This is a genomic window from Clostridium sp. UBA7791 (assembly GCF_002480755.1).
Taxonomy (GTDB): domain Bacteria; phylum Bacillota; class Clostridia; order Clostridiales; family Clostridiaceae; genus Clostridium_J; species Clostridium_J sulfidigenes.
The window spans coordinates 255,578-275,288 of record NZ_DLCT01000005.1; the positions used below are offsets into that span (position 1 = coordinate 255,578).

Consider the following 19,711-nt stretch of genomic DNA (forward strand, 5'->3'; position numbering starts at 1 on the left):
TTATTTTAATTATGATTCTTTAGAATAAACTCCATATTTTATTATACCTATATCTCCATAGAAAGTTAAGATATATTAATTTGAAAATAAGCTATGATATAATTATATCTATAAATTACTAATAGGTATTGTAGTATAAGTTATAGATAAAAAACAAAGGAGGACTATATATGTATTTAGTAAGTTCATGTTTAGCAGGAGTCAATTGTAGATATAATGGAAGTAATAGTGAGAATAAATATGTAGCCGAATTAGTAAAAGCAGGAAAAGCTATAGCGATATGTCCAGAACAATTAGCTGGTTTGCCCACTCCAAGGGCGTGTTGTGAGATTTTTATAGATGAAAATTCTAATAAAAGAGTAATTAGTAAGGACGGTATAGATTTAACCGAAAGTTTTTTAAAGGGAGCAGAGAAAACTTTAGGAATTATTAAAGCTGCTGGTATAAAGAAGGCAATACTACAGTCTAGAAGTCCTTCATGTGGGTACGGTATGGTATATGATGGAACATTTTCAGGAAAACTAATAGAAGGCAATGGATTAGTAGCAGAATTATTAATGAAAAATGGGATTGAAGTCTATACAGAAAATGATTTAGATAAAATATAATGTTATTATTTTAATTATTGATATGAAAGGTATGAAGATAAACTTTATTTTAAAAGTTTATATTTAAGTTAGGGGGTGATTAGCATAGAATACATAAAAGCAAAAAAATTAATATCTCAATATATACCTAATAATTCATGGTTTGATATCAATTATAATATGAATATCTATAAAGGATGTTGCCATGGATGTATTTATTGTGACTCCAGAAGTGAATGTTATCAAATAGAAGATTTTGATAGAGTTAGAGCAAAAGAAAAAGCTGTAGAAGCTATAGGAAAAGAACTTAAAGGGAAAAGGAAAAAAGGTGTAATAGGAACAGGCGCTATGAGTGATCCTTACAATCCATTTGAAAAAGAATATGAGCTAACAAGGGAAGCTTTGAAGGAGATTACTAGGTATAATTTTGGAGTTTCCATTGCCACCAAGAGCCCTTTAATTACTAGAGATATTGATATATTAAAGGAGATTTCAAGGCGCTCTCCTGTGTTAATAAAAATAACTGTAACTACCTTTGATGATGATTTATGTAAAAGGATAGAACCTAATGTGGCACCTAGTAGCCAAAGGTTTAAGGCTATAAAACAGCTTAGTGATAGTGGGATATATACAGGAATATTGCTTATGCCAATTCTTCCTTTTATTAATGATTCAGAAGATAATATAAGAAATATAGTTAGAGAAGCTCATAATTCAGGAGCTAAATTTATATTTGCTTATGGAATGGGGCTTACCCTTAGAGGGAATCAAAGGGCTTATTACTATGAACAATTAAGTAGACTATTTCAAAGGGAGAACTTAGTTAGAAAATATATTCATACCTATGGTGATAGATATGAATGTGAATCTTCTAATGGAAAGAAGCTTTGGAAGACCTTCACTGAAGAATGTAATAAATATGGAATTATATACAAAATGAAGGATATAATCAAGGATTATAGAAAGAATTATGAAGAGGAACAGCTGAGCTTATTTTAAGACTATTAAGATAAAATATTAGATTTACCTTACTTAATCTATGTTTCAATATATGATAAAATGTATATAGTATTTAATTAAAAGGGGGAAATGGTTTGTCTTATGTATGTTAAGGCAAAATCTATATAGTTAAAATGAAGGATATTAAATCAATATTCTATTGGATAATAGGATTTTTACTTGCGGATGGCTTTAGATATTTACTTAGGGATGTAGATATTCCAGAGATTTTTAAATGGGCATTAGGAATAGTTATAATTCTTGGAGGCTATATCCTTATAAATAAATTATTTATAAAAGATAGAAGCAAAGAAGAAATATAAACTAAAGGAAAAAATTTATTTTAAGGGGATGAAGATATGCACTTTGATGAGGAGTCAAAAAAATGGGATACAGAATGTAGGGTTCAAAGAGCAAAGAAAATTAGTACTGAAATAGAAAACTATTTGGATAAAGATAACAATTTAAGAGCCTTAGAATTTGGATGTGGTACAGGGCTTATATCAGAAAATTTAACTTATAGATTTTCTGATATATTGATGATGGATTTATCTGAAGGAATGATAGAACAGTTAAAATTAAAAATAGAAAAAAACAAAATAAAAAATATGAAAACTTGGTGTGGGGATTTATTTCAATTTAACGATAATAAAAAGTTTGATGTGATTTATACATCTATGGTTTTTCACCATATAGAAGATCTACCAAAGGTAATAAAGAAGCTATATGATTTGCTAAATAAAGAGGGCAAATTAATAGTTGTAGATCTATGTCCTGATAATGGTGGTTTCCATGATGAAGTACAGGATTTTAGTGGACATAATGGATTTAAGCTTACAGAAATGGAAGGCTTAATAGAAGAAGCTGGGCTTGAAGTCATAGGTTCAAAAATATTTTATTCAGGAATGAAGAAAAGTGAAGGTAAGGAGCAACCATATCAGTTATTTAGTATGTGTGGTATAAGAAAGTAAATATATGTTACGAAGTTTTCTCAATTATAGATTAGATTTTAGAGTATATGCAATATTTCTTTTCTGTTGAAACTACATTATTATTTATTGACTTAATTTCAAATATTTGCTATAGTGATTTTATCAAATATAGGAGGTACAACAATGAAATTGTGTAATTGCTAATTAATTTTCATAATTGAAAATTGATGAAAGAAAGAATAAAATGCCTAATCATTAGGTTTTTTTGTGTACTTCTTTTAAATTGGCAATTAAAAGACATACCTCTTATAGAACTAAAATTGTATTTATGTTTTATATAGACGTTAAGTTTATTAGGACAGGAGCTATAGTAATTGGAGATTGTATATATTTATTTTTATTGCATTAAATATATAGTTCTTATTAGATAAACTTATTTAAGTATAAAATTGATTACAGATTTTTAGGCTACAAGAAAGCAGTGCTTTTTTGTAGCCTTTTGTTTTATATTTAATAAATCAATGGTTAGGCCTCAAAACTTATTTTAAGGAGGCTATATCAATGGATAAAACATTGAAGTTTGCACATGAAGAAGATGTAATTTGTGCAATGGAGTTAGTTTATGAACATGAAATCAGAAATATGTTAATTTCAAATATATTTGGGTTAAATAAAGCCTTATCATTTATTAATTTTGCTTGTATTAATGATACTGATAATGTAATTACAATAGGCTCACATTTAGAGATTACCACATTACTAATATCATATATCTATGCACCACAAAAGTTAGTGACACAGATTTCAGATATAAGTTGTGGTATTGATAATGGAGTATTTAAAAATATCAATGAACTTTTATCAGGTTATAAATATACAGAAATTATTAGCTCTAATTTTGATATAGGACTTGTAGAATATGAGAAGGAATCTTTTGACGTAGCAATTTGGGGTTTTGCTAATTTAATTAATATCTCAGAAGAAGTACAGATAAACAGGTTTAGTCTTGAAACTGGAATAGAATATGAGATGTTTGAAAGGTTATTAGCAAAGTCCAGTAAGTTGTTAAAAAAAGATGGAAGATTAGTAGTACTTACGAAACCAGGATGGATATTAAAGTTATGGAGTTTAATTCATGACCTTGGTTTACAATTAGAATATGATAGCTATAGTCTATACGTTGATAGTAATAGACATCCTAATGGATTTATTTGGTTAAGGTTCATTAAAAGAGATATAAATTTTAATCTGGAATTGCATAAGAGGAATATACTATCTTTAATGCATGATAACAACATTGATAGACTGTATGCTCATAGGAATAATTTAATATTTCCATATGTGGAGCTCTCCTATAGTAATTCTGAAGCCTATGTTAAATTAAATCAGAATTTAGAGTATATGCAATATTTCTTTTCCGTTGAAACTACAGCAAATCTAGCGGAATTGTGTGAAGGATATACAGCATGTCTGGTTACTCCATCCGTAGCACAGTATGCATATAAGATAAATAAAAACATAGTCCTTTTTGAACGAGATAACAGATTTAGAGAAAATGGTGGTCTAAAATTTGTAAAATTTGATTTGAATATTGGTTTAACAAAATTTTTACAGAATAAATATTTAAAAAAATTTGATAGAGTTATATGTGATCCACCATTCGATATCAAATTGGATGTTTTAGCAAATGATATTGTTGAATTGTTAAAGCAAGATAGAAAAAGTGTTGCTTATATAATATTTCCTAATAACAGAAAGAGTAGTTTAATCAATGCTATGAAGGTTAGAGGGTTATTATTAGAAGAGGAAACTCAAAAAATAAGTATAGAGTATTCTAGGCCACCTAAGATAGTTAGGGTTAATGGTAAAGATGCCATTCAATTATATAAGTTTATTTATGTAATTTAAAACATTTTTATGGAAGATGGAGCAGTTAAGGTTAAAAATAGATAAGAATAAATGTCTATTAATAATTATCAGTAAATTTAAACTTAAAATTTAATTGAAGGTCTTTAAAAAATTTAATAATTTATATTATTGACCACGTGGTTTGTTTTTGATAATATATAATAGACCGTGTGGTCAATATTTATATTTGGAGGGTATTATGAATCAAAAAGAGAAAAGTCAGATAAGTAAAGATAAAATATTAAATGCTGCCATAGCGGAGTTTGGAACAAAGACATATGAAAATGCTTCGCTGAATAATATATGCAACGATAACAAAATTTCAAAGGGACTTATCTATCACTATTTTAAAAATAAAGATGAGTTATTTTTAAAATGTGTTAAGGTTTGCTTTGATGAGCTTGTAGATTATCTTAGTAAAGAAGAATTTGACCAATTGGATTTTCAGAAGTACATGCAAAATTATTTTGATTTAAGGTATCGTTTTTTTAAAGAGAATAATTATTACAGTCATATATTCTTTCATGCAATTTTACAACCACCTGTACATTTGAAAGAACAAATCAAAGACTTAAGAGCTAATTTTGACACACTTAATATAAGTCACTATCGCATGGCCTTAAGTAATGTAACACTACGAGATAATATTACAGAAGAAGAAGCAATGGAATACTTCTTTGTTTTTCAAGAAATGTTCAATGGTTATTTTCAAAGTAAAGCTTATGAAAATCTGGACTTTAATTCACTAATAGAAATGCACGAACTGAAACTGTCAAAAATACTAAATATTATGCTTTATGGTATTTCAAAGGAGGAGTAGAAATAATGATATTATTAATTTTAAGGATTTTAGTGGCAATTGCAATTGCTTTTATTGTAGGTAAGCTTGTTTCAAAGATAAAGTTGCCTGCTATTCTAGGATGGTTACTTACAGGTATGATACTTGGACCACATGCATTTGGAGTTGTAAATGATGCAGTTTTAAATGCTCATTGGTATGAACCAATTATGCATATTTTAGAATGTGTAGTGGGACTTTTAATAGGCACGGAGCTTGTTTGGAAGAAAATTAAAAAATCGGGCAAGCAAATTATCATAACAACATTAACCCAATCATTAGGAACATTTTTTGTTGTGAGCTTGGTATTTGGGGTTGTATTTTATTTTGTAGGATTTCCTATTTATCTTGCATTTATATTTGGAGGTATTGCTCTTGCAACTGCACCAGCACCAGCACTTTCTATTGTGCGTGAGTTTAAAACAGACGGACCTGTAACTAAAACATTAATTCCTATGGCAGCCCTTGACGATATGGTAGGAGTAATTGTATTTTTTTCAACTATTTCTATTATATCTGCCAATCTATCTGAGCAAAAACTACCGGCTTATATGATATTACTTGTAGTTTTATTACCAATTATTATTGGGATTGTTGTAGGATTGCTTGCAGGAGTTGTACTGAAAAGAGAACGTTCAACAAAAGTAACTGTATTGCTACTGAGTGCAACCATACTAATATCAGCAGGTGTTGGTTTTATATTTAATGATTTAGTTTTACCAAAGCCTGTACTTAACTTTATGCTTATTGGTATGGCTTTCTCGGCAACGTTTTCTAATATGATTTCAGAAGAACGTCTAGAGCGGATTATGAACTCATTTAATCCTATTCTTGGTATTTCTATGATTGTAGTTATCTTAAATCTGGGAACACCGCTTGACTATCATCTGATTTTAGGTGCCGGACTATTTACTGCAATTTATATCATCTCAAGAGCTGTAGGTAAATATGGTGGAGCATTATTCGGAGCTGTTATAACAGATTCACCAGAAACCGTAAAAAAATATTTAGGACTCACATTGCTTCCTCATTCAGGTGTATCTCTCGTATTTACAGGTATAGCTGTTTCTGTTCTATCAGGACCAGCACCAGAATACGCTAAGGTCATCCAAGGAACAATTGCGGCGGCAGCGGTTATTAACGAGGTTATCGCAGTTATAGCATCTAAAAAGGCTTTTGAGTGGGCAGGAGAATTTAATAAAAAAGAGGAAATTAGCAATGAATGAGATAATATATAGAGAAATCAAAAAAGATGATTATGAAACCGTTAAATCTATAATAAATGAGAGTTTTGGACTTTATAGGTATATTGATAATGAAAAGGTATTAAAAAATCTTTTAAAATTATACTTACAAAGCTGTTTAGCAGAGAAAACCTTTAGCTGTGTTGCAGAAAAAGACGGAAATATTGTTGGTGTGATTTTAGGAAAGTCTAAAAATGATTATAAAATATTGACTCATTTAAAAAATATTTTAGGAGTAGTATTGTATAATTCAATAACGACATTAAAAGCTATACAATATAAAAGTAATATAAGTGATTATAGAAATATGCATCACATTTATCATAAGCTTCTTGCTGGTAGAGAGGCGGAGTTTGATGGAGTATTGACACTATTTGCCGTTACAGAAGACTGTAGAGGATTGGGTGTAGGTAAGAAACTACTTTCAAATCTTTGTGATTATTTACGAAATCACAACACAAAACATATTTATTTATACACAGACTCAACCTGTAATTATGGTTTTTATGATAGTCAAGGGTTTGAACGTTTAGCTGAAAAAAGTTTTGAAACAACCTGTGAGAGTAAACTTGTTACAATGAATGTTTTTTTATATGGATACAAAGTTGAATAAATAAATTAAGCCACTTAATATGAAGAAATTCAAATTGAGTGATTTTTTGTAATAGGGATTTTAATTATTATAACAATATTAGATTGTTATAATATATCTACTAGTAAAAAGTTATTTATATAAATAAAGTTTTAGGGGAAGTTGCATTTATAACTGAAACATAAAAGAATATTGTGGTAAAATAAATCTAATGATATTGTACAATAAAGGGGAAGTTTATAGTGAAAAAAACCATAGGGATTTTTGCTCATGTTGATGCAGGTAAAACTACATTTTCTGAGCAATTACTTTATCATACAAAGAGTATAAAAACTAGAGGAAGAGTTGACCACAAAGAAGCTTTTCTAGATAGTCATAATATAGAAAGAGAAAGGGGTATTACAGTTTTTTCTGATATTGGAATTTTTAATTATGAAGATTCAGAATATTATTTAATAGATACTCCAGGACATATAGATTTTTCGCCAGAGATGGAGAGAGCTATGGGGGTTCTAGATTATGCTATCCTTTTAATAAGTGCAGTAGAGGGAGTGCAAGGTCACACAGAGACAGTATGGCAGCTACTAAGAAAAAATAATATACCTACTTTTATATTTATAAATAAAACAGATAGAGAAGGTGCTGACTTACAAAAGGTTATCCATGAGATAAGAAATAACTTAAGTAGTGAAGTTTGTTTAGTTGAAGAAGATTTATATAATTTAAGTAATGAAAATATAGAATTTATAGCTGAAAGAAATGAGGAATTACTGGAAACCTATCTAGGTAAAGGCTATGACAACTACTTATGGGTAGATAAATTAAAGGAGCTTATTAAGTCAGAAAAAATATTTATAGTTTTAAAAGGGTCAGCTTTATTAGATGAAGGTGTAAAAGAGTTTTTAGAGAACTTTAATAGTCTTAGTTATACTAACTATGAAGAGATAAAAGATAATAAATGCTTCAAAGGTAGAGTATTCAAGATTAAATATGATGAAAAGGTAATAGAATTACCTTTATAAAAGCATTACAGGGTGAGTTAAAGGTAAAGGATGAAATTATATATAGTACAAATGGAGAAGAGATAAGAGAAAAAATAAATGAAATTAGAAGTTATAATGGAAATAAATTTGAGAGTAAAGATAAAATTGTTTCAGGTGAAATTTTTGGAATTATAGGCATAAGCTCTTTAAGAGCTGGTATGGGCATAGGAGTTTTAGATTTAAATGAGTTTTTTATGATTCCAACCTTAAGAGCAAAGGTAGAGTTTGATAAAAGTATAAACCCTAGAGAAGTGTTAGGATGCTTTAAAATTTTAGAAAGTGAAGAAAATAGTCTGAATGTAGTGTGGAGCGAGGAGTTACAAGAGCTTCATATTAGTATAATGGGAAAAATACAACTAGAAGTCTTAAAGGAAATATTAAAAGATAGATTTAACTTATTAGTGGATTTTGGAACCCCAGAAATATTATATAAGGAAACCATGGAAGGGGAAGTGGACGGCTTTGGACATTTTGAGCCTCTTCGTCACTATGCAGAGGTTTATTTAAAGTTAAAAGAAGGGCCTAGAGGATCAGGGATTACTTTTAAAAATAAATGTCACAGTGATTTTTTAACTACAGGAAATCAAAATCTTATAAGAACTCACATATTTGAAAGAGATCACAAGGGAATACTTACAGGAAGTACAATTACAGATATAGAAATAACCCTTATGAATGGAAGAGCACATTTAAAGCATACTGAAGGTGGAGATTTTAGAGAAGCAACTAAAAGAGCCCTTAGACAAGGATTAGAAAGTGCTAAAAATCTATTACTAGAACCCTATTACAAATTTAAAATAGATGTAGAGATAAACTTAATGGGTAGAGTTATCAGTGATATTCAAAAAATGAGTGGTAGCATTAATGAGCCTAAAAGTTATGGAGAAAGAGTTATAATTGAAGGAAGAGGTCCTGTAGCTACCTTTATGAATTATGCTTTGGACTTTCAAGCATTCACAAAGGGTAAGGGCAGCTTAAGTCTAGTATTTCATGGGTATGATATATGTCATAATCCAGAAGAGGTTATAGAAGCTAAAAGCTATAACAAGGACGTAGATCCTGAATACACATCATCTTCAATTTTTTGTGCTAAGGGTGTAGGTTATGCAGTTCCTTGGTATGAAGTTAAGGAACATATTCATTGTCTTAAATAAATATTATTAGAAATTTAATATATTAGGAGTGATTAATTATGGAAAAAGAAATTAATGTAGTTGTGTTAATGCCTATGGACGATAGCCATAAAATTGATTTAATGTCAGTGGCACCTGGATCTAATTTTATATTTACTTCAGCTAAAGAGATAAATAGGGAGACTCTTCAAGATGCTCACATAATTATAGGTAATCCTCCATTAGATATGGTTAAAGGATGTAAAAACTTAAAGTGGTTACAACTTGATAGTGCAGGAGCTGATTTATTTGTAAAAGAAGGGGTGCTTCCAAGGGGAGTAAAACTAACTAATTCAACTGGAGCCTATGGACTCGCTATATCAGAACATATGATAGGTGTACTACTTTCTATATATAAAAAGTTATACCTTTATAGGGATAATCAAAATAATAGTCTTTGGAAGAATGAGGGTGAAGTTAAATCTATTTGTGAATGTACTGCTTTAGTTATTGGACTTGGTGATATTGGAGGAGACTTTGCCAAGAGAATAAAAGCTCTAGGTGGATATACTATAGGAGTAAGAAGAAGTGATACTAATAAACCTGAATATTTAGATGAATTATATCTTATGGATAAGGTTGATGAGTTATTGCCTAAAGCAGATGTGGTAGCATTAAGTTTACCAGAAACTAAGGAAACCTATAAATTATTCTCTAAAGATAAAATTTCTAAGATGAAAAAGGATTCTGTACTTATAAATGTAGGTAGAGGTACAGCTATAGATACTGAAGCGCTTTGTGATGATTTAGAAAGTGGGAAACTTTTAGGAGCAGCTTTAGATGTGACAGACCCTGAGCCATTGCCAAAGGATCATAGGATTTGGGGAATAAAAAATGCAATAATTACACCTCATGTTTCTGGAAATTATAATCTAAAGGAAACCCACCATCGTATAGTTAAAATTGCTGTTAATAATTTAGAACGCTTTATAAAGGGAGAGGAACTCAGGAATGTAGTTAACTTATCTACAGGATATAGAGATTTAAAGACAAAGTAATATTTAAATTAAGGCTAAAGTTAGAACTTTAGTTATACATTGGTTAAAGGAGAGAGATACAATGGAGAAGCTTTATTATAAAGATCAATATATTAAAGAATTTGTAGCTGAATTAGAGAAGGTAGAAGAGAAAGATGGGAAGTTTCATGTGGTTTTAGATAAAACAGCTTTTTTCCCAGGAGGTGGAGGTCAATTTTGTGATCTAGGATTTATAGAAAATGAACCAGTAATAGATGTTTACGAAGAAGAAGGAATTATATATCATGTTCTTAATAAAAAGCCTATAAAGCTTCATAAATTAAAGTGCTCTATAGATTGGGAAAGAAGAAGGGATGGCATGGATCAACACCTCGGACAGCACGTTTTATCAGGGTGTTTTTATAAAATATTTAATGCAAATACAGTGGGTTTTCATATGGGAAGAGAAATATGTACTGTAGATATAGAGGGAATATTAGAAGAAGAAAAGATAAGAGAAGCTGAAAAGGCTGCAAATCTAATTATAGGAGATGATCTTCAAGTAGAATTTTTAGTGCCAGATAAAAAAGAGTTAAAGAAGATGGGATTAAGAAGAGCATTACCTAATACTAATGAAGAAATAAGAGTTGTTAAGATTTCAGATTTAGATATTAATGCATGTTGTGGAGTACATCCAAAGTCAACCTTAGAACTAAGAATGATTAAGGTAAGAAGATGGGAAAAACATAAAGGAGCAACGAGAATAGAATATGTAGCAGGGAAAAGAGCAATAGAAGATTCCTTTAGAAAAGATAAATTTACTACAAGGGTATGTAGATATTTAAATGCCAGTGAAGATGAGGCTATAAATGGCATAAAAAATATGAACGAAAATCTTAAAGCTGCTCTAGATAAAAATAAAAAGCTAAGTGAAGAAGTGGCTGCTTATGAAGTAAAGGACATGGTTGAAAAAGGGGAGAAAGTAGAAAATATAACTATAGTTAAAAAAGTTTATGATAATGAAGATATTAAATATGTAAATAAGGTAACTTCAAAGATTATTGAAAATAACAATACTATAGCATTAATGGCAATTAAAAATGGAGAAAGAGCAAACCTTATCTTTGCAGCATCAAAGGATTTTAAAGGAATATCTATGAATGAACTATTAAAAGATGCAATCACTTTAATTGATGGTAAAGGTGGAGGAAGTAGTCATCAAGCTCAAGGTGGTGGAAAGAATAATAACAACTTAGAGGGAGCTTTAGATTATGCTATAAATAAGATAAAAGGTAAATAGTATAAAATAGAAATTAGAATTAATGTTAATTCGCATTGGCATTTTATAATTGAGTACATAATATATGATTATATAGTATTATGGTGGAGTAATTATGAAATATGTAAAAGGTACATTAAGTTTAGTTAAATGTAAAGTAAACTCTATAAGAATGAGAATACAGGGGGTATATAGGAGTGACTATAATACAACAGCTACACAACTAGTAAATTCAAAAGAATTGAAAAGTGATACTGAATATTTAATATATGTAGAGCTTAATAAATTTAGGACTAATGTATTTAAAAAGAAGGGTAATCAGTGGTCTTTAGTAAAGTCTTATATATGTTCAATAGGAAAATCATCTACACCAACTATAAAAGGTACCTTTAAGGTCGGTATAAAAGGACCATACTTTGGAGTAGAGCATGGTTATAAATGCTATTATTATACACAAATCAAGGGAAATTACCTTTTTCATTCTATAATATATAATTTAAATGGAACAGTGAGAGATGGAAGATTAGGAATGAGGATTTCTGATGGATGTATAAGGCTTGCAAAGGAAAATGCAAAATGGATATATGATAATGTTCCAAAGGGAAGCACTATTTATATAGAATAGGTTAGGCATCTTCAAAAAATAAATAAGTCAGAATGATCGTCTATTTTATATTATCTGATGACTACCCGATCTAATACTCACATCTACTTCAAAGTGAGAGACGCCCCTAGCTAACGATTTCCCCTAAAGGACAACGAATTCTAAGTATCGAAAATACTGATACTAGGAGTTCAGTTAATAAGCTTCAGTGGGAGTAAAAACCCCCTCTGAAGCAAAGAAATCTGTTTATACTGCGTCAACAGAATGCTTAGATAGTGCTACTATATGCGGAACTTATTTCCTTGTCTAACTCAAAATATACTGCGCATCTTTGACTTATTATTTATTTTTAGATGCCTTAATTAAAAGGGATTTTCACAAAATGAACTAAATCTTATATAAATGCGAAGCACTTTATAAAGATTAGCAATATTTTGTGAAAGCCCTTTTTTATTTAGAAAAACTATTAAAAGTAAGTTATGAAAAGATCTATTAGGCACTTGAATATTTGTTACATATGTTATATATTATATATAACAGATATAACAAATAAGGTGGTATGTAAAATGTTAAAGATAAATAATTTTTCAAAGTCTTATAGTGGTAGTAAAAAAGCTGTAGATAGTATATCTCTTGAAGTGAAACCAGGAGATATATTTGGATTTATTGGTCATAATGGTGCTGGAAAAACTACTACCATTAAAGCTGCAGTAGGAATTTTAGATTTTGAAGAAGGAGAAATTTTAATAAATGGTAATTCTATAAAGACTAGTCCAATAGAGTGTAAGAAGGATATAGCATATATTCCGGATAACCCGGATTTATATGATTCATTAACAGGTATACAATATTTGAATTTCATAGGAGATATTTTTAAGGTATCAAAGGAAGAAAGGGAGACACTTATAAAAAAGTATAGTGAAGCCTTTGAACTTACAAAATCTCTAGGAGATCTAATTTCATCCTATTCTCATGGGATGAAGCAAAAGTTAGCCCTTATATCAGCACTTATTCATAAGCCTAAATTACTAATTCTAGATGAACCTTTTGTTGGACTTGATCCTAAAGCAGCACATATTTTAAAAGGATTCATGAGAGAATTATGTAATGAAGGTGGAGCTATATTTTTCTCTACCCACGTACTGGAAGTTGCTGAAAAATTATGTGATAAGATAGCTATCATTAAAGGTGGAAAGATAGTAGCTTCAGGAGACACCAATAAAGTTAAAGGTGATGGTAGTCTAGAAGAAATATTTATGGAGTTGATTGACAATGAGTAATTTAAAAGTTCTATTAAAAAATAACATTAGGAATACTTGGGGAATAAATAAATTCCTAAAGGAAGAATCAAAGAGTGAAAAAGTAAAAAACATATCCATATTTTTAGCAATACTACTAGGCATATTTTCTATAGGTATGTTAATTGTAATGTATTCCTTGGCTATAGTAGAGCAATTGGGTCAGTATGGATATTTAAGTCTTATTTTGATGAGTGCAATGCTTCTTAGTACTATGTTTTCATTGTTTACATCTGTATACAAGGCTCAGGGTGTTCTTTTTTCATCAAGGGATTTTGAAACCTTAATGAGTTTACCTATAAAACCAGGTATAATCTTAGCTAGTAAGATGATTGAATTATTATTATTGAATTATTTATTTGTAGCACTAGTAACAATTCCACCAGCTATAGTTTATTTTATGAAATCAGGTACAAGTATTATATTTTTTATTTATTTATTCATAGGAATAATTTTTATTCCGCTTATACCTATAGTTATGGCAGCTATTATAGCCTTTGCTCTTAGCTATGTATCTTCAAGAATGAAACGTAAAACTTTAATTTTAAATATAGGAACCTTGATAGTTGTAGTTGTAGTAATGATAGGTTCATTTAAAATGGATAAGATTATAAATATAGTTATAGAGAACAGTACATCTATAATCCAAGGGATAAAAACTATTTATCCACCTTCTTATTACTTTACGGATGCTTTAGCTAATTTAAGCTTATTATCTATGACAAAATTTATTTTATGGTCTATAATTCCTTTCATAATATTTTTAATAATCTTTGCTAGAAGCTTTAAGTCAATAAATTTAAGGTTAGGAGAAACTTTTAAAAGATCTAATTATAAATTAACATCCTTAAAAACAAATACTTTAAGGGGAGCCTTAATAAAGAAAGAATTTAAGAGATATTTTTCATCTTCTGTATATGTTACAAATACAATAATAGGTATAGTTTTAGTAACGGTAGCAGCTGTATCATCTCTAGTTATGGGAGGAGATTTTCTCATAGATCAGATGGCACAATCTAGTGATTCAGACCTTCAGGTACTAGCACCACTATTAAAACAGGTAATGCAATTTGCACCACTTATAATATTATCCTTTGGTATAGGATTAACTTGCACTACAGGTTCATCTATATCAATTGAAGGAAGAAATTTGTGGATTTTAAAATCATCTCCACTAGAAGTTAAAGATATATTCATTGGTAAGATAGGAGTTAATATTCTTTTACTAATACCAACTATAGTAGTGGATTCAATTATGTTTGCCATAGCCTTTAAGTTAACCCTAATAAATTTTATGTGGACTATATTAATTCCTACACTATTAGCTATTTTAGTATCAGTTGGGGGCCTTTTGATTAACTTGTTTTTCCCTAAGTTAGACTGGACTTCAGAAGTACAGGTTGTAAAGCAAAGTTTAAGTTCTATGATAAGTATTCTTATGGGAGCAGTGCTTGTAGTTGTAGTGATTTTTATAACTATTGGAATTAACAAGGTATTTGCGATTACAAATATAAATTTATATCTAGGGGTTATAGCATTACTACTAGTACTTTTGATATTATTAGTATGTACAATATTGAAAACTAAGGGAGAAAAGTTGTTTAATAAACTAAGGAGTTAAATAGGAGATGAGATTTTGATTTTAAAAATAGACTTTGACTCAGATATACCTATATATGTCCAGATAAAGAATCAGGTAGTTGAAGGTATAGCAAGAGGGGAACTAGAAGAAGGCGAAGAACTTCCATCCGTTAGAGGGTTAGCTGATGATATTGGAGTGAATATGCATACAGTTAATAAAGCATATTCACTTTTAAAGGATGAAGGTTATATTAAAATAGATAGAAGAAAAGGAGCTTTTGTATCTCTTAGCTTAAAAAGCTCTAATGAGGAGTTTAGAGAAAGTTTAAATTATGAACTAGAGTATTATATGGCTGAATGCTTTAATAGAGGCATAAGTAAAGAAGATATAAAGAGCTATATTGACGCTATTTTTAGTGGATTTAAGAAGGAGGATAGCTAATATGGATAAATGGTTATTCTTAGTATTTATGAATTTTATGTTATTATTTATATTTTTAACTAGTTTTTTTGTGAACAAAACATCTAATAGTGGCATTTTCTTTGGAGTGAGATTTCCTAAGGAATATCAAGAAGAAAAGGAGCTAAAAGATATAGAAAAATCTTATAGAATAATTATTTCAATCATATTTTTTATTATGCTTTTAGGAGTAAATATTTTATTCTTTAATCTTGATAACTATAGTGAAAATACTTTAGGATTTATAATGGCAATACTTATTATAGGTAGTTTAATAATAAGCTTTATAGTATATATTCCATATTATAAAAAGGTTAAAACCTTAAAAAAGCATAGAGACTGGACTTATACTAAAAGAAATGTAGTAGTGGTAGAGACTACTCTAAGAAAGCCTAAAAAGGATGAAAAGATAAAACCTATAGACTCAAAATGGTTTTTATTATTATTTATCTTTCCTTTAGTAAGTATTTTAGTAACTATGTATAGATATGATGCATTACCTAAGGTGATGGAGATTCCTTATACTAGCTTTGGGGTGTTTAAAAAGGAGACTTTAAGAGGTCATTTTATAATATATCAATTTCCAATTGTTCAAATTTTTTTAACAGCATTATTATATGGAATAAACAAAGTGATTATTAATTCTAAGGTGGATTTAAATAGTGGAAGTATTGAGAAGGCCATTATTCGAAAGAGGAAGTTTAAAAAAATAGGGTCAATATTAATGATGGTAATGATACTACAAATGCTTATTATGTTTTCGTTAATTCAAGCATCTATATTATTTAACTTTGATCCTATGATAATTAACTATGTATTTATGGTAATTTTCATGATAACTATGATTATATTTATCATTATTTTTATCAAAATTGGTCAAGGTGGAAGAAATATCGAAACAAAAGGTGAAAAAGATGAGTTATATAAAGATGATGATGATAAATGGATACTAGGAAGCATTTATTATAATAAAAATGATCCAGCTTGGATGGTAGAGAAAAGATTGGGTGTAGGTTGGACAGTAAACTTTGCTCATCCAAAGTCTTGGATAGCTGTGGGAGGACTTATAGTATTTATAATAAGTAATATAATTATGTCTATATTGCTTACTTGATTGTATTGTGTATAAAAATTAAATCAGAATTAAAGGAGTTACTAAAATGTTAGAACTAAGTTTAATTTCAGTATAATGAAATTAAAACCTTAGTTGACTTAGTAACTCCTTAATTTTTATACTTCTTAAGTATCATAACGTAAATATAGATTATCTATATCTTCTTTTTTCATAAGCCCTTCAACTAAATAACCCATTATGATGACTCCAGGTATATCAATTACTAATCTAGATAGGGTAAAGGCATAACCTATAGCGGAAATTTCGAAGAGTAATGTAGAAATTTTAGTAACACACCAAGCATTCATAAAAATAATAATATTACTAAATTTAACTCCTTTTTTTAAAAGCACTGCAGTAAAAGGAAATGCAGCATACATGGGGCCAGCAGCTATAGAGCCAATAAGAATAGCAATTAAAACACCAGTAAATCCGGAGTTCTTCCCCATATATTTCATTAATACTTCTTTTGGAACCCACACATCAATAAGGCCAAGAAGAATCATAATAGGTGGAAGTACAGATAACATCTGAATAAAGCTAGATTGAGCATTAATAAAGCTTTTAGTTCCTAAGTCCCAATTAAAGACGAATACTAAGATAAGTATTAATAAACTTAAAAGGAAAAAGGAATACCTTTTTAGAAAGTTAAGTAGTCTAATCAAAATAAAGTCACCACCTTTCCAATAAAGAAAGCTACTACAAAGGAAAAGACAAAGGCTATAAAATTTCTAAGAAAGGCAGCTTTTTTACCTATATATTTTGACTCTAAGCTATATGTCATGATACCAACCATGGTTAGAGTAGAAATTAAAGCTCCCACTTGTGGATAACCCGCTCCACTTTCAAGTAGTGTATTACCTAATGAAAAGGCTACAAAAGTTGGCATCATAGTTATGGAACCAGTAATAGAAGAAATAATAACTCCTAAAAATCCAGAATTAGAACCCATTAATTTTGATATGGTAGCTGCATCTACTATAGCAAGGAGAATTCCTACAGTGATAATGATACCTAAAAATTGAGGCATTATGTTTTCAAAGGATTTAAGGGAAATTTTTAGAGCCTTAATAGTTTTCTTCTTATCTTTGATTAAAGAAATAAGAAGTAGCACTAAAGCTAAAGTGTATAGAATAACACCTGTCATAACATCACTTCCAATAACTCTATAAAATCATATTATGCTCATAAATTTGTGAGGTTACATAATTATAGTATAATAAGTATTATCAAGGGTATGAAAAGAGAGGAGTGATGAATAATATAGATTATACTAATAAAGGAAGAAAAGATTATGCAAATATTTACAATAGGACATTCTAATTATACTGTAGAGAAGTTAATTCATATGCTAAGACATTATAACATTGACTGTGTAGTAGATATTAGAGGAACTCCTTATTCAAAGTATAATATTCAATTTGACAAGGAAACAATAAGGGAAACTTTGAAGAAGGAAGGCTTTATTTATATCTATATGGCTAAAGAGTTAGCTGCTAAGAGAGAAAATAGGATATCCTATTATGATGAAGGGTATTCAGATTTCGAGAAGGTAGTATATGAAGAGGATTTTATAAAAGGTATTCAAAGGCTAAAGGATGGCTGTGAAAAAGGATATAGAATAGCATTATTAGGTGCGATGCAAGATCCTATAAGATGTCATAGAAGCATCTTAGTGGGAAGAGCTTTAAGAGATCATGGATTCACTGTAGGACATATATTAGACGATTATTCTCTAGCTTCTCAGGAAGATATGGAAAGAAATCTATTAGATAAATATTTTAGTGATAGAGATCAAGTTACTATAGATACTATCCTTGGAACTGCACCTACAGAGAAAGAATTAATAGAAGAAGGATATCGATTAGCCAATAAAGAAATCGGATATCGGATTGAGCATTTAAAATAAAAGTATATCTATAAAATAATTCAAGTCCAGGCGTAAGTAATCTTTATTTTAATTACTTATACTTGGACTTATTATTATTGATGAATAATTTGAATGTATTCATTTGACTATGCTTTGAGAATTTCACTTTCATCACAAGTAGTGTCATTTTTATCTACTATAAGATTATAGGCCAACCCTATAAGAACTAAAATACCTCCAATAATTTTTCCTGTAGATGCTTTACCTAAGGTGATATAGTCAATTACTATACCCATAAATAATTGCCCAATAAATATAAAGAGAGTTAGATAAAAAGAAGATATTCTCGGAGTCATGTAATTTGAAATAACTATGGTTATAACTCCTAGGAGTCCTCCTAAATATGCTAAGAAGGGTATTGTGCTAAAGCTACTAAAGGTTGAAGGAAAGGTTTCTTTGCTGAATAAAAGAAATACTACTGAGAAAAACAGTCCAACTACATAGTTAAAAAAGGTTCCTTGAAATATACCGATTTTCTCTGCTAATTTAGAATTTATAGTTCTACCTATAACAATAGTTACACCAGCTAAAATAGAAATTATAATATATATCATTATTTATCTTTAATAAGGTTATAGAATAAATAATCTTATTAAAGTTCACCTCCTATCATTATTTAAAAATAGTCATAATTACGATACCTATAATCATAATTGATAAACCTATGAACTTCTTACCGTTAAATTTAATCTTTTTCATTCCAAGTAATCCATAGTTATCAATGATAATAGAAGAAATTGCTTGACCAAGTAATCCTAGAGAAATGCTTAAAGAAGCACCAAGAGCCATAAAACTTATATTACTAAAAAGCACTGTAAATACTCCAACGGCTCCAGCACTGTACCATAAAATAGGAATACCTTTTTGAATTTTTAATTTTGACTTAGTAGCAAATAATACAGTAATAATAGTAATTAAACCTACTATGTGAATGAGTACACTGGAAGAATAATTACCAATAGTCCCTGATAAGGTTCCATTAAACACAAGCATTACTGAAATTAATGCACCTATAAATATAGAAATAAAAATATTCATGACAATCCCCCTTTTAGTTACATATTGAATTTATCATAAAGCAGTTGAGAAGTATTATGACATATGTCATAGTTGTATTAAGAAAGTATTTAAGATGAGAAATAATTTTAATAAGTAATTTATATGATTTAGGAGA

At 29.2% G+C, this 19,711-nt stretch carries 20 protein-coding genes and 1 pseudogene; 17 read left to right on the forward strand and 4 right to left on the reverse strand.

Annotated features, from left to right (window positions below):
• Positions 1–170 precede the first annotated feature (170 nt).
• From B3Z56_RS06660 to B3Z56_RS06735, 16 genes and pseudogenes are all read left to right on the forward strand, one after another.
• Entirely contained in the window at positions 171–608 is a 438-nt protein-coding gene (locus B3Z56_RS06660; protein WP_346847334.1) for a DUF523 domain-containing protein, read from the forward strand.
• 78 nt (positions 609–686) lie between these two features.
• A complete protein-coding gene (locus B3Z56_RS06665) occupies positions 687–1,586 on the forward strand; it encodes an SPL family radical SAM protein (protein WP_346847431.1) in 900 nt (299 codons plus the stop codon).
• Between the two features lie 134 nt (positions 1,587–1,720).
• Positions 1,721–1,909 carry a hypothetical protein gene (locus B3Z56_RS06670; RefSeq protein WP_035130112.1) on the forward strand — a complete coding sequence of 63 codons (189 nt, stop codon included), beginning with the start codon at positions 1,721–1,723 and terminating at the stop codon, positions 1,907–1,909.
• Positions 1,910–1,945: 36 nt separating this feature from the next.
• Complete coding sequence (locus tag B3Z56_RS06675; protein ID WP_346878503.1) at positions 1,946–2,557, forward strand: class I SAM-dependent methyltransferase; 612 nt, start codon at positions 1,946–1,948, stop codon at positions 2,555–2,557.
• A gap of 522 nt (positions 2,558–3,079) precedes the next feature.
• The gene (locus tag B3Z56_RS06680; protein ID WP_346878504.1) at positions 3,080–4,426 is read left to right on the forward strand and encodes a hypothetical protein; all 1,347 of its coding nucleotides are present in this window, start codon (positions 3,080–3,082) and stop codon (positions 4,424–4,426) included.
• 199 nt (positions 4,427–4,625) lie between these two features.
• Positions 4,626–5,246, forward strand: coding sequence for a TetR/AcrR family transcriptional regulator (locus B3Z56_RS06685; RefSeq protein WP_346847337.1), 621 nt, complete (start codon positions 4,626–4,628; stop codon positions 5,244–5,246).
• A gap of 5 nt (positions 5,247–5,251) precedes the next feature.
• On the forward strand, positions 5,252–6,490 hold the full coding sequence (locus B3Z56_RS06690) for a cation:proton antiporter (RefSeq protein WP_346877255.1): 1,239 nt from the start codon (positions 5,252–5,254) through the stop codon (positions 6,488–6,490).
• Positions 6,483–7,121 (forward strand): GNAT family N-acetyltransferase, encoded by a 639-nt coding sequence (locus B3Z56_RS06695; RefSeq protein WP_346877256.1) that lies wholly within the window; start codon positions 6,483–6,485, stop codon positions 7,119–7,121. The genes B3Z56_RS06690 and B3Z56_RS06695 overlap by 8 nt, the downstream gene beginning before the upstream one ends.
• 221 nt (positions 7,122–7,342) lie before the next feature.
• Positions 7,343–9,297: pseudogene (locus B3Z56_RS06700) on the forward strand (GTP-binding protein).
• Between the two features lie 38 nt (positions 9,298–9,335).
• The gene (locus B3Z56_RS06705; protein ID WP_346878505.1) at positions 9,336–10,313 is read left to right on the forward strand and encodes a D-2-hydroxyacid dehydrogenase; all 978 of its coding nucleotides are present in this window, start codon (positions 9,336–9,338) and stop codon (positions 10,311–10,313) included.
• 61 nt (positions 10,314–10,374) lie between these two features.
• Complete coding sequence (locus B3Z56_RS06710) at positions 10,375–11,571, forward strand: alanyl-tRNA editing protein (RefSeq protein WP_346847342.1); 1,197 nt, start codon at positions 10,375–10,377, stop codon at positions 11,569–11,571.
• A gap of 151 nt (positions 11,572–11,722) precedes the next feature.
• The gene (locus tag B3Z56_RS06715) at positions 11,723–12,175 is read left to right on the forward strand and encodes a L,D-transpeptidase (RefSeq protein ID WP_346847432.1); all 453 of its coding nucleotides are present in this window, start codon (positions 11,723–11,725) and stop codon (positions 12,173–12,175) included.
• 545 nt (positions 12,176–12,720) lie between these two features.
• On the forward strand, positions 12,721–13,434 hold the full coding sequence (locus B3Z56_RS06720) for an ABC transporter ATP-binding protein (protein WP_346847343.1): 714 nt from the start codon (positions 12,721–12,723) through the stop codon (positions 13,432–13,434).
• On the forward strand, positions 13,427–15,073 hold the full coding sequence (locus tag B3Z56_RS06725; protein ID WP_346847344.1) for an ABC transporter permease: 1,647 nt from the start codon (positions 13,427–13,429) through the stop codon (positions 15,071–15,073). The genes B3Z56_RS06720 and B3Z56_RS06725 overlap by 8 nt, the downstream gene beginning before the upstream one ends.
• Positions 15,074–15,088: 15 nt before the next feature.
• Positions 15,089–15,475 (forward strand): GntR family transcriptional regulator, encoded by a 387-nt coding sequence (locus B3Z56_RS06730; RefSeq protein WP_346847345.1) that lies wholly within the window; start codon positions 15,089–15,091, stop codon positions 15,473–15,475.
• 1 nt (position 15,476) lies between these two features.
• Positions 15,477–16,607, forward strand: a complete 1,131-nt coding sequence (locus B3Z56_RS06735; RefSeq protein WP_346877261.1) for a DUF5808 domain-containing protein — start codon at positions 15,477–15,479, stop codon at positions 16,605–16,607.
• Positions 16,608–16,732: 125 nt separating this feature from the next.
• Here B3Z56_RS06735 and B3Z56_RS06740 read toward each other — a convergent pair whose 3' ends face one another.
• Together B3Z56_RS06740 and B3Z56_RS06745 are read right to left on the reverse strand one after the other, a co-directional pair.
• Positions 16,733–17,215: a permease gene (locus B3Z56_RS06740; RefSeq protein ID WP_414632302.1), complete on the reverse strand. Its 483-nt coding sequence runs from the start codon at positions 17,213–17,215 to the stop codon at positions 16,733–16,735.
• Positions 17,216–17,268: 53 nt separating this feature from the next.
• Complete coding sequence (locus B3Z56_RS06745) at positions 17,269–17,754, reverse strand: permease (protein ID WP_346847348.1); 486 nt, start codon at positions 17,752–17,754, stop codon at positions 17,269–17,271.
• 147 nt (positions 17,755–17,901) lie between these two features.
• Between B3Z56_RS06745 and B3Z56_RS06750 the strand changes: the two genes are divergently transcribed.
• Positions 17,902–18,516 (forward strand): DUF488 domain-containing protein, encoded by a 615-nt coding sequence (locus B3Z56_RS06750; RefSeq protein ID WP_346847349.1) that lies wholly within the window; start codon positions 17,902–17,904, stop codon positions 18,514–18,516.
• A gap of 107 nt (positions 18,517–18,623) precedes the next feature.
• Here the strand turns inward: B3Z56_RS06750 and B3Z56_RS06755 are convergent, their stop codons facing one another.
• Together B3Z56_RS06755 and B3Z56_RS06760 are read right to left on the reverse strand one after the other, a co-directional pair.
• Complete coding sequence (locus tag B3Z56_RS06755; RefSeq protein ID WP_346847350.1) at positions 18,624–19,091, reverse strand: DMT family transporter; 468 nt, start codon at positions 19,089–19,091, stop codon at positions 18,624–18,626.
• Positions 19,092–19,149: 58 nt separating this feature from the next.
• Positions 19,150–19,575, reverse strand: coding sequence for a DMT family transporter (locus tag B3Z56_RS06760; protein ID WP_346847351.1), 426 nt, complete (start codon positions 19,573–19,575; stop codon positions 19,150–19,152).
• Positions 19,576–19,711: the final 136 nt, after the last annotated feature.

What these genes read in the sequence shown, in the direction of transcription:
- B3Z56_RS06710 (WP_346847342.1), top strand. Translation starts at nt 10,375, where the DNA reads ATGGAGAAGCTTTATTATAAAGATCAATATATTAAAGAATTTGTAGCT.
- B3Z56_RS06675 (WP_346878503.1), top strand. Translation starts at nt 1,946, where the DNA reads ATGCACTTTGATGAGGAGTCAAAAAAATGGGATACAGAATGTAGGGTT.
- B3Z56_RS06660 (WP_346847334.1), top strand. Translation starts at nt 171, where the DNA reads ATGTATTTAGTAAGTTCATGTTTAGCAGGAGTCAATTGTAGATATAAT.
- B3Z56_RS06680 (WP_346878504.1), top strand. Translation starts at nt 3,080, where the DNA reads ATGGATAAAACATTGAAGTTTGCACATGAAGAAGATGTAATTTGTGCA.
- B3Z56_RS06695 (WP_346877256.1), top strand. Translation starts at nt 6,483, where the DNA reads ATGAATGAGATAATATATAGAGAAATCAAAAAAGATGATTATGAAACC.
- B3Z56_RS06690 (WP_346877255.1), top strand. Translation starts at nt 5,252, where the DNA reads ATGATATTATTAATTTTAAGGATTTTAGTGGCAATTGCAATTGCTTTT.
- B3Z56_RS06745 (WP_346847348.1), bottom strand. Translation starts at nt 17,754, where the DNA reads ATGACAGGTGTTATTCTATACACTTTAGCTTTAGTGCTACTTCTTATT.
- B3Z56_RS06720 (WP_346847343.1), top strand. Translation starts at nt 12,721, where the DNA reads ATGTTAAAGATAAATAATTTTTCAAAGTCTTATAGTGGTAGTAAAAAA.
- B3Z56_RS06705 (WP_346878505.1), top strand. Translation starts at nt 9,336, where the DNA reads ATGGAAAAAGAAATTAATGTAGTTGTGTTAATGCCTATGGACGATAGC.
- B3Z56_RS06755 (WP_346847350.1), bottom strand. Translation starts at nt 19,091, where the DNA reads ATGATATATATTATAATTTCTATTTTAGCTGGTGTAACTATTGTTATA.
- B3Z56_RS06735 (WP_346877261.1), top strand. Translation starts at nt 15,477, where the DNA reads ATGGATAAATGGTTATTCTTAGTATTTATGAATTTTATGTTATTATTT.
- B3Z56_RS06750 (WP_346847349.1), top strand. Translation starts at nt 17,902, where the DNA reads ATGCAAATATTTACAATAGGACATTCTAATTATACTGTAGAGAAGTTA.
- B3Z56_RS06670 (WP_035130112.1), top strand. Translation starts at nt 1,721, where the DNA reads ATGAAGGATATTAAATCAATATTCTATTGGATAATAGGATTTTTACTT.
- B3Z56_RS06725 (WP_346847344.1), top strand. Translation starts at nt 13,427, where the DNA reads ATGAGTAATTTAAAAGTTCTATTAAAAAATAACATTAGGAATACTTGG.
- B3Z56_RS06685 (WP_346847337.1), top strand. Translation starts at nt 4,626, where the DNA reads ATGAATCAAAAAGAGAAAAGTCAGATAAGTAAAGATAAAATATTAAAT.
- B3Z56_RS06760 (WP_346847351.1), bottom strand. Translation starts at nt 19,575, where the DNA reads ATGAATATTTTTATTTCTATATTTATAGGTGCATTAATTTCAGTAATG.
- B3Z56_RS06715 (WP_346847432.1), top strand. Translation starts at nt 11,723, where the DNA reads ATGAGAATACAGGGGGTATATAGGAGTGACTATAATACAACAGCTACA.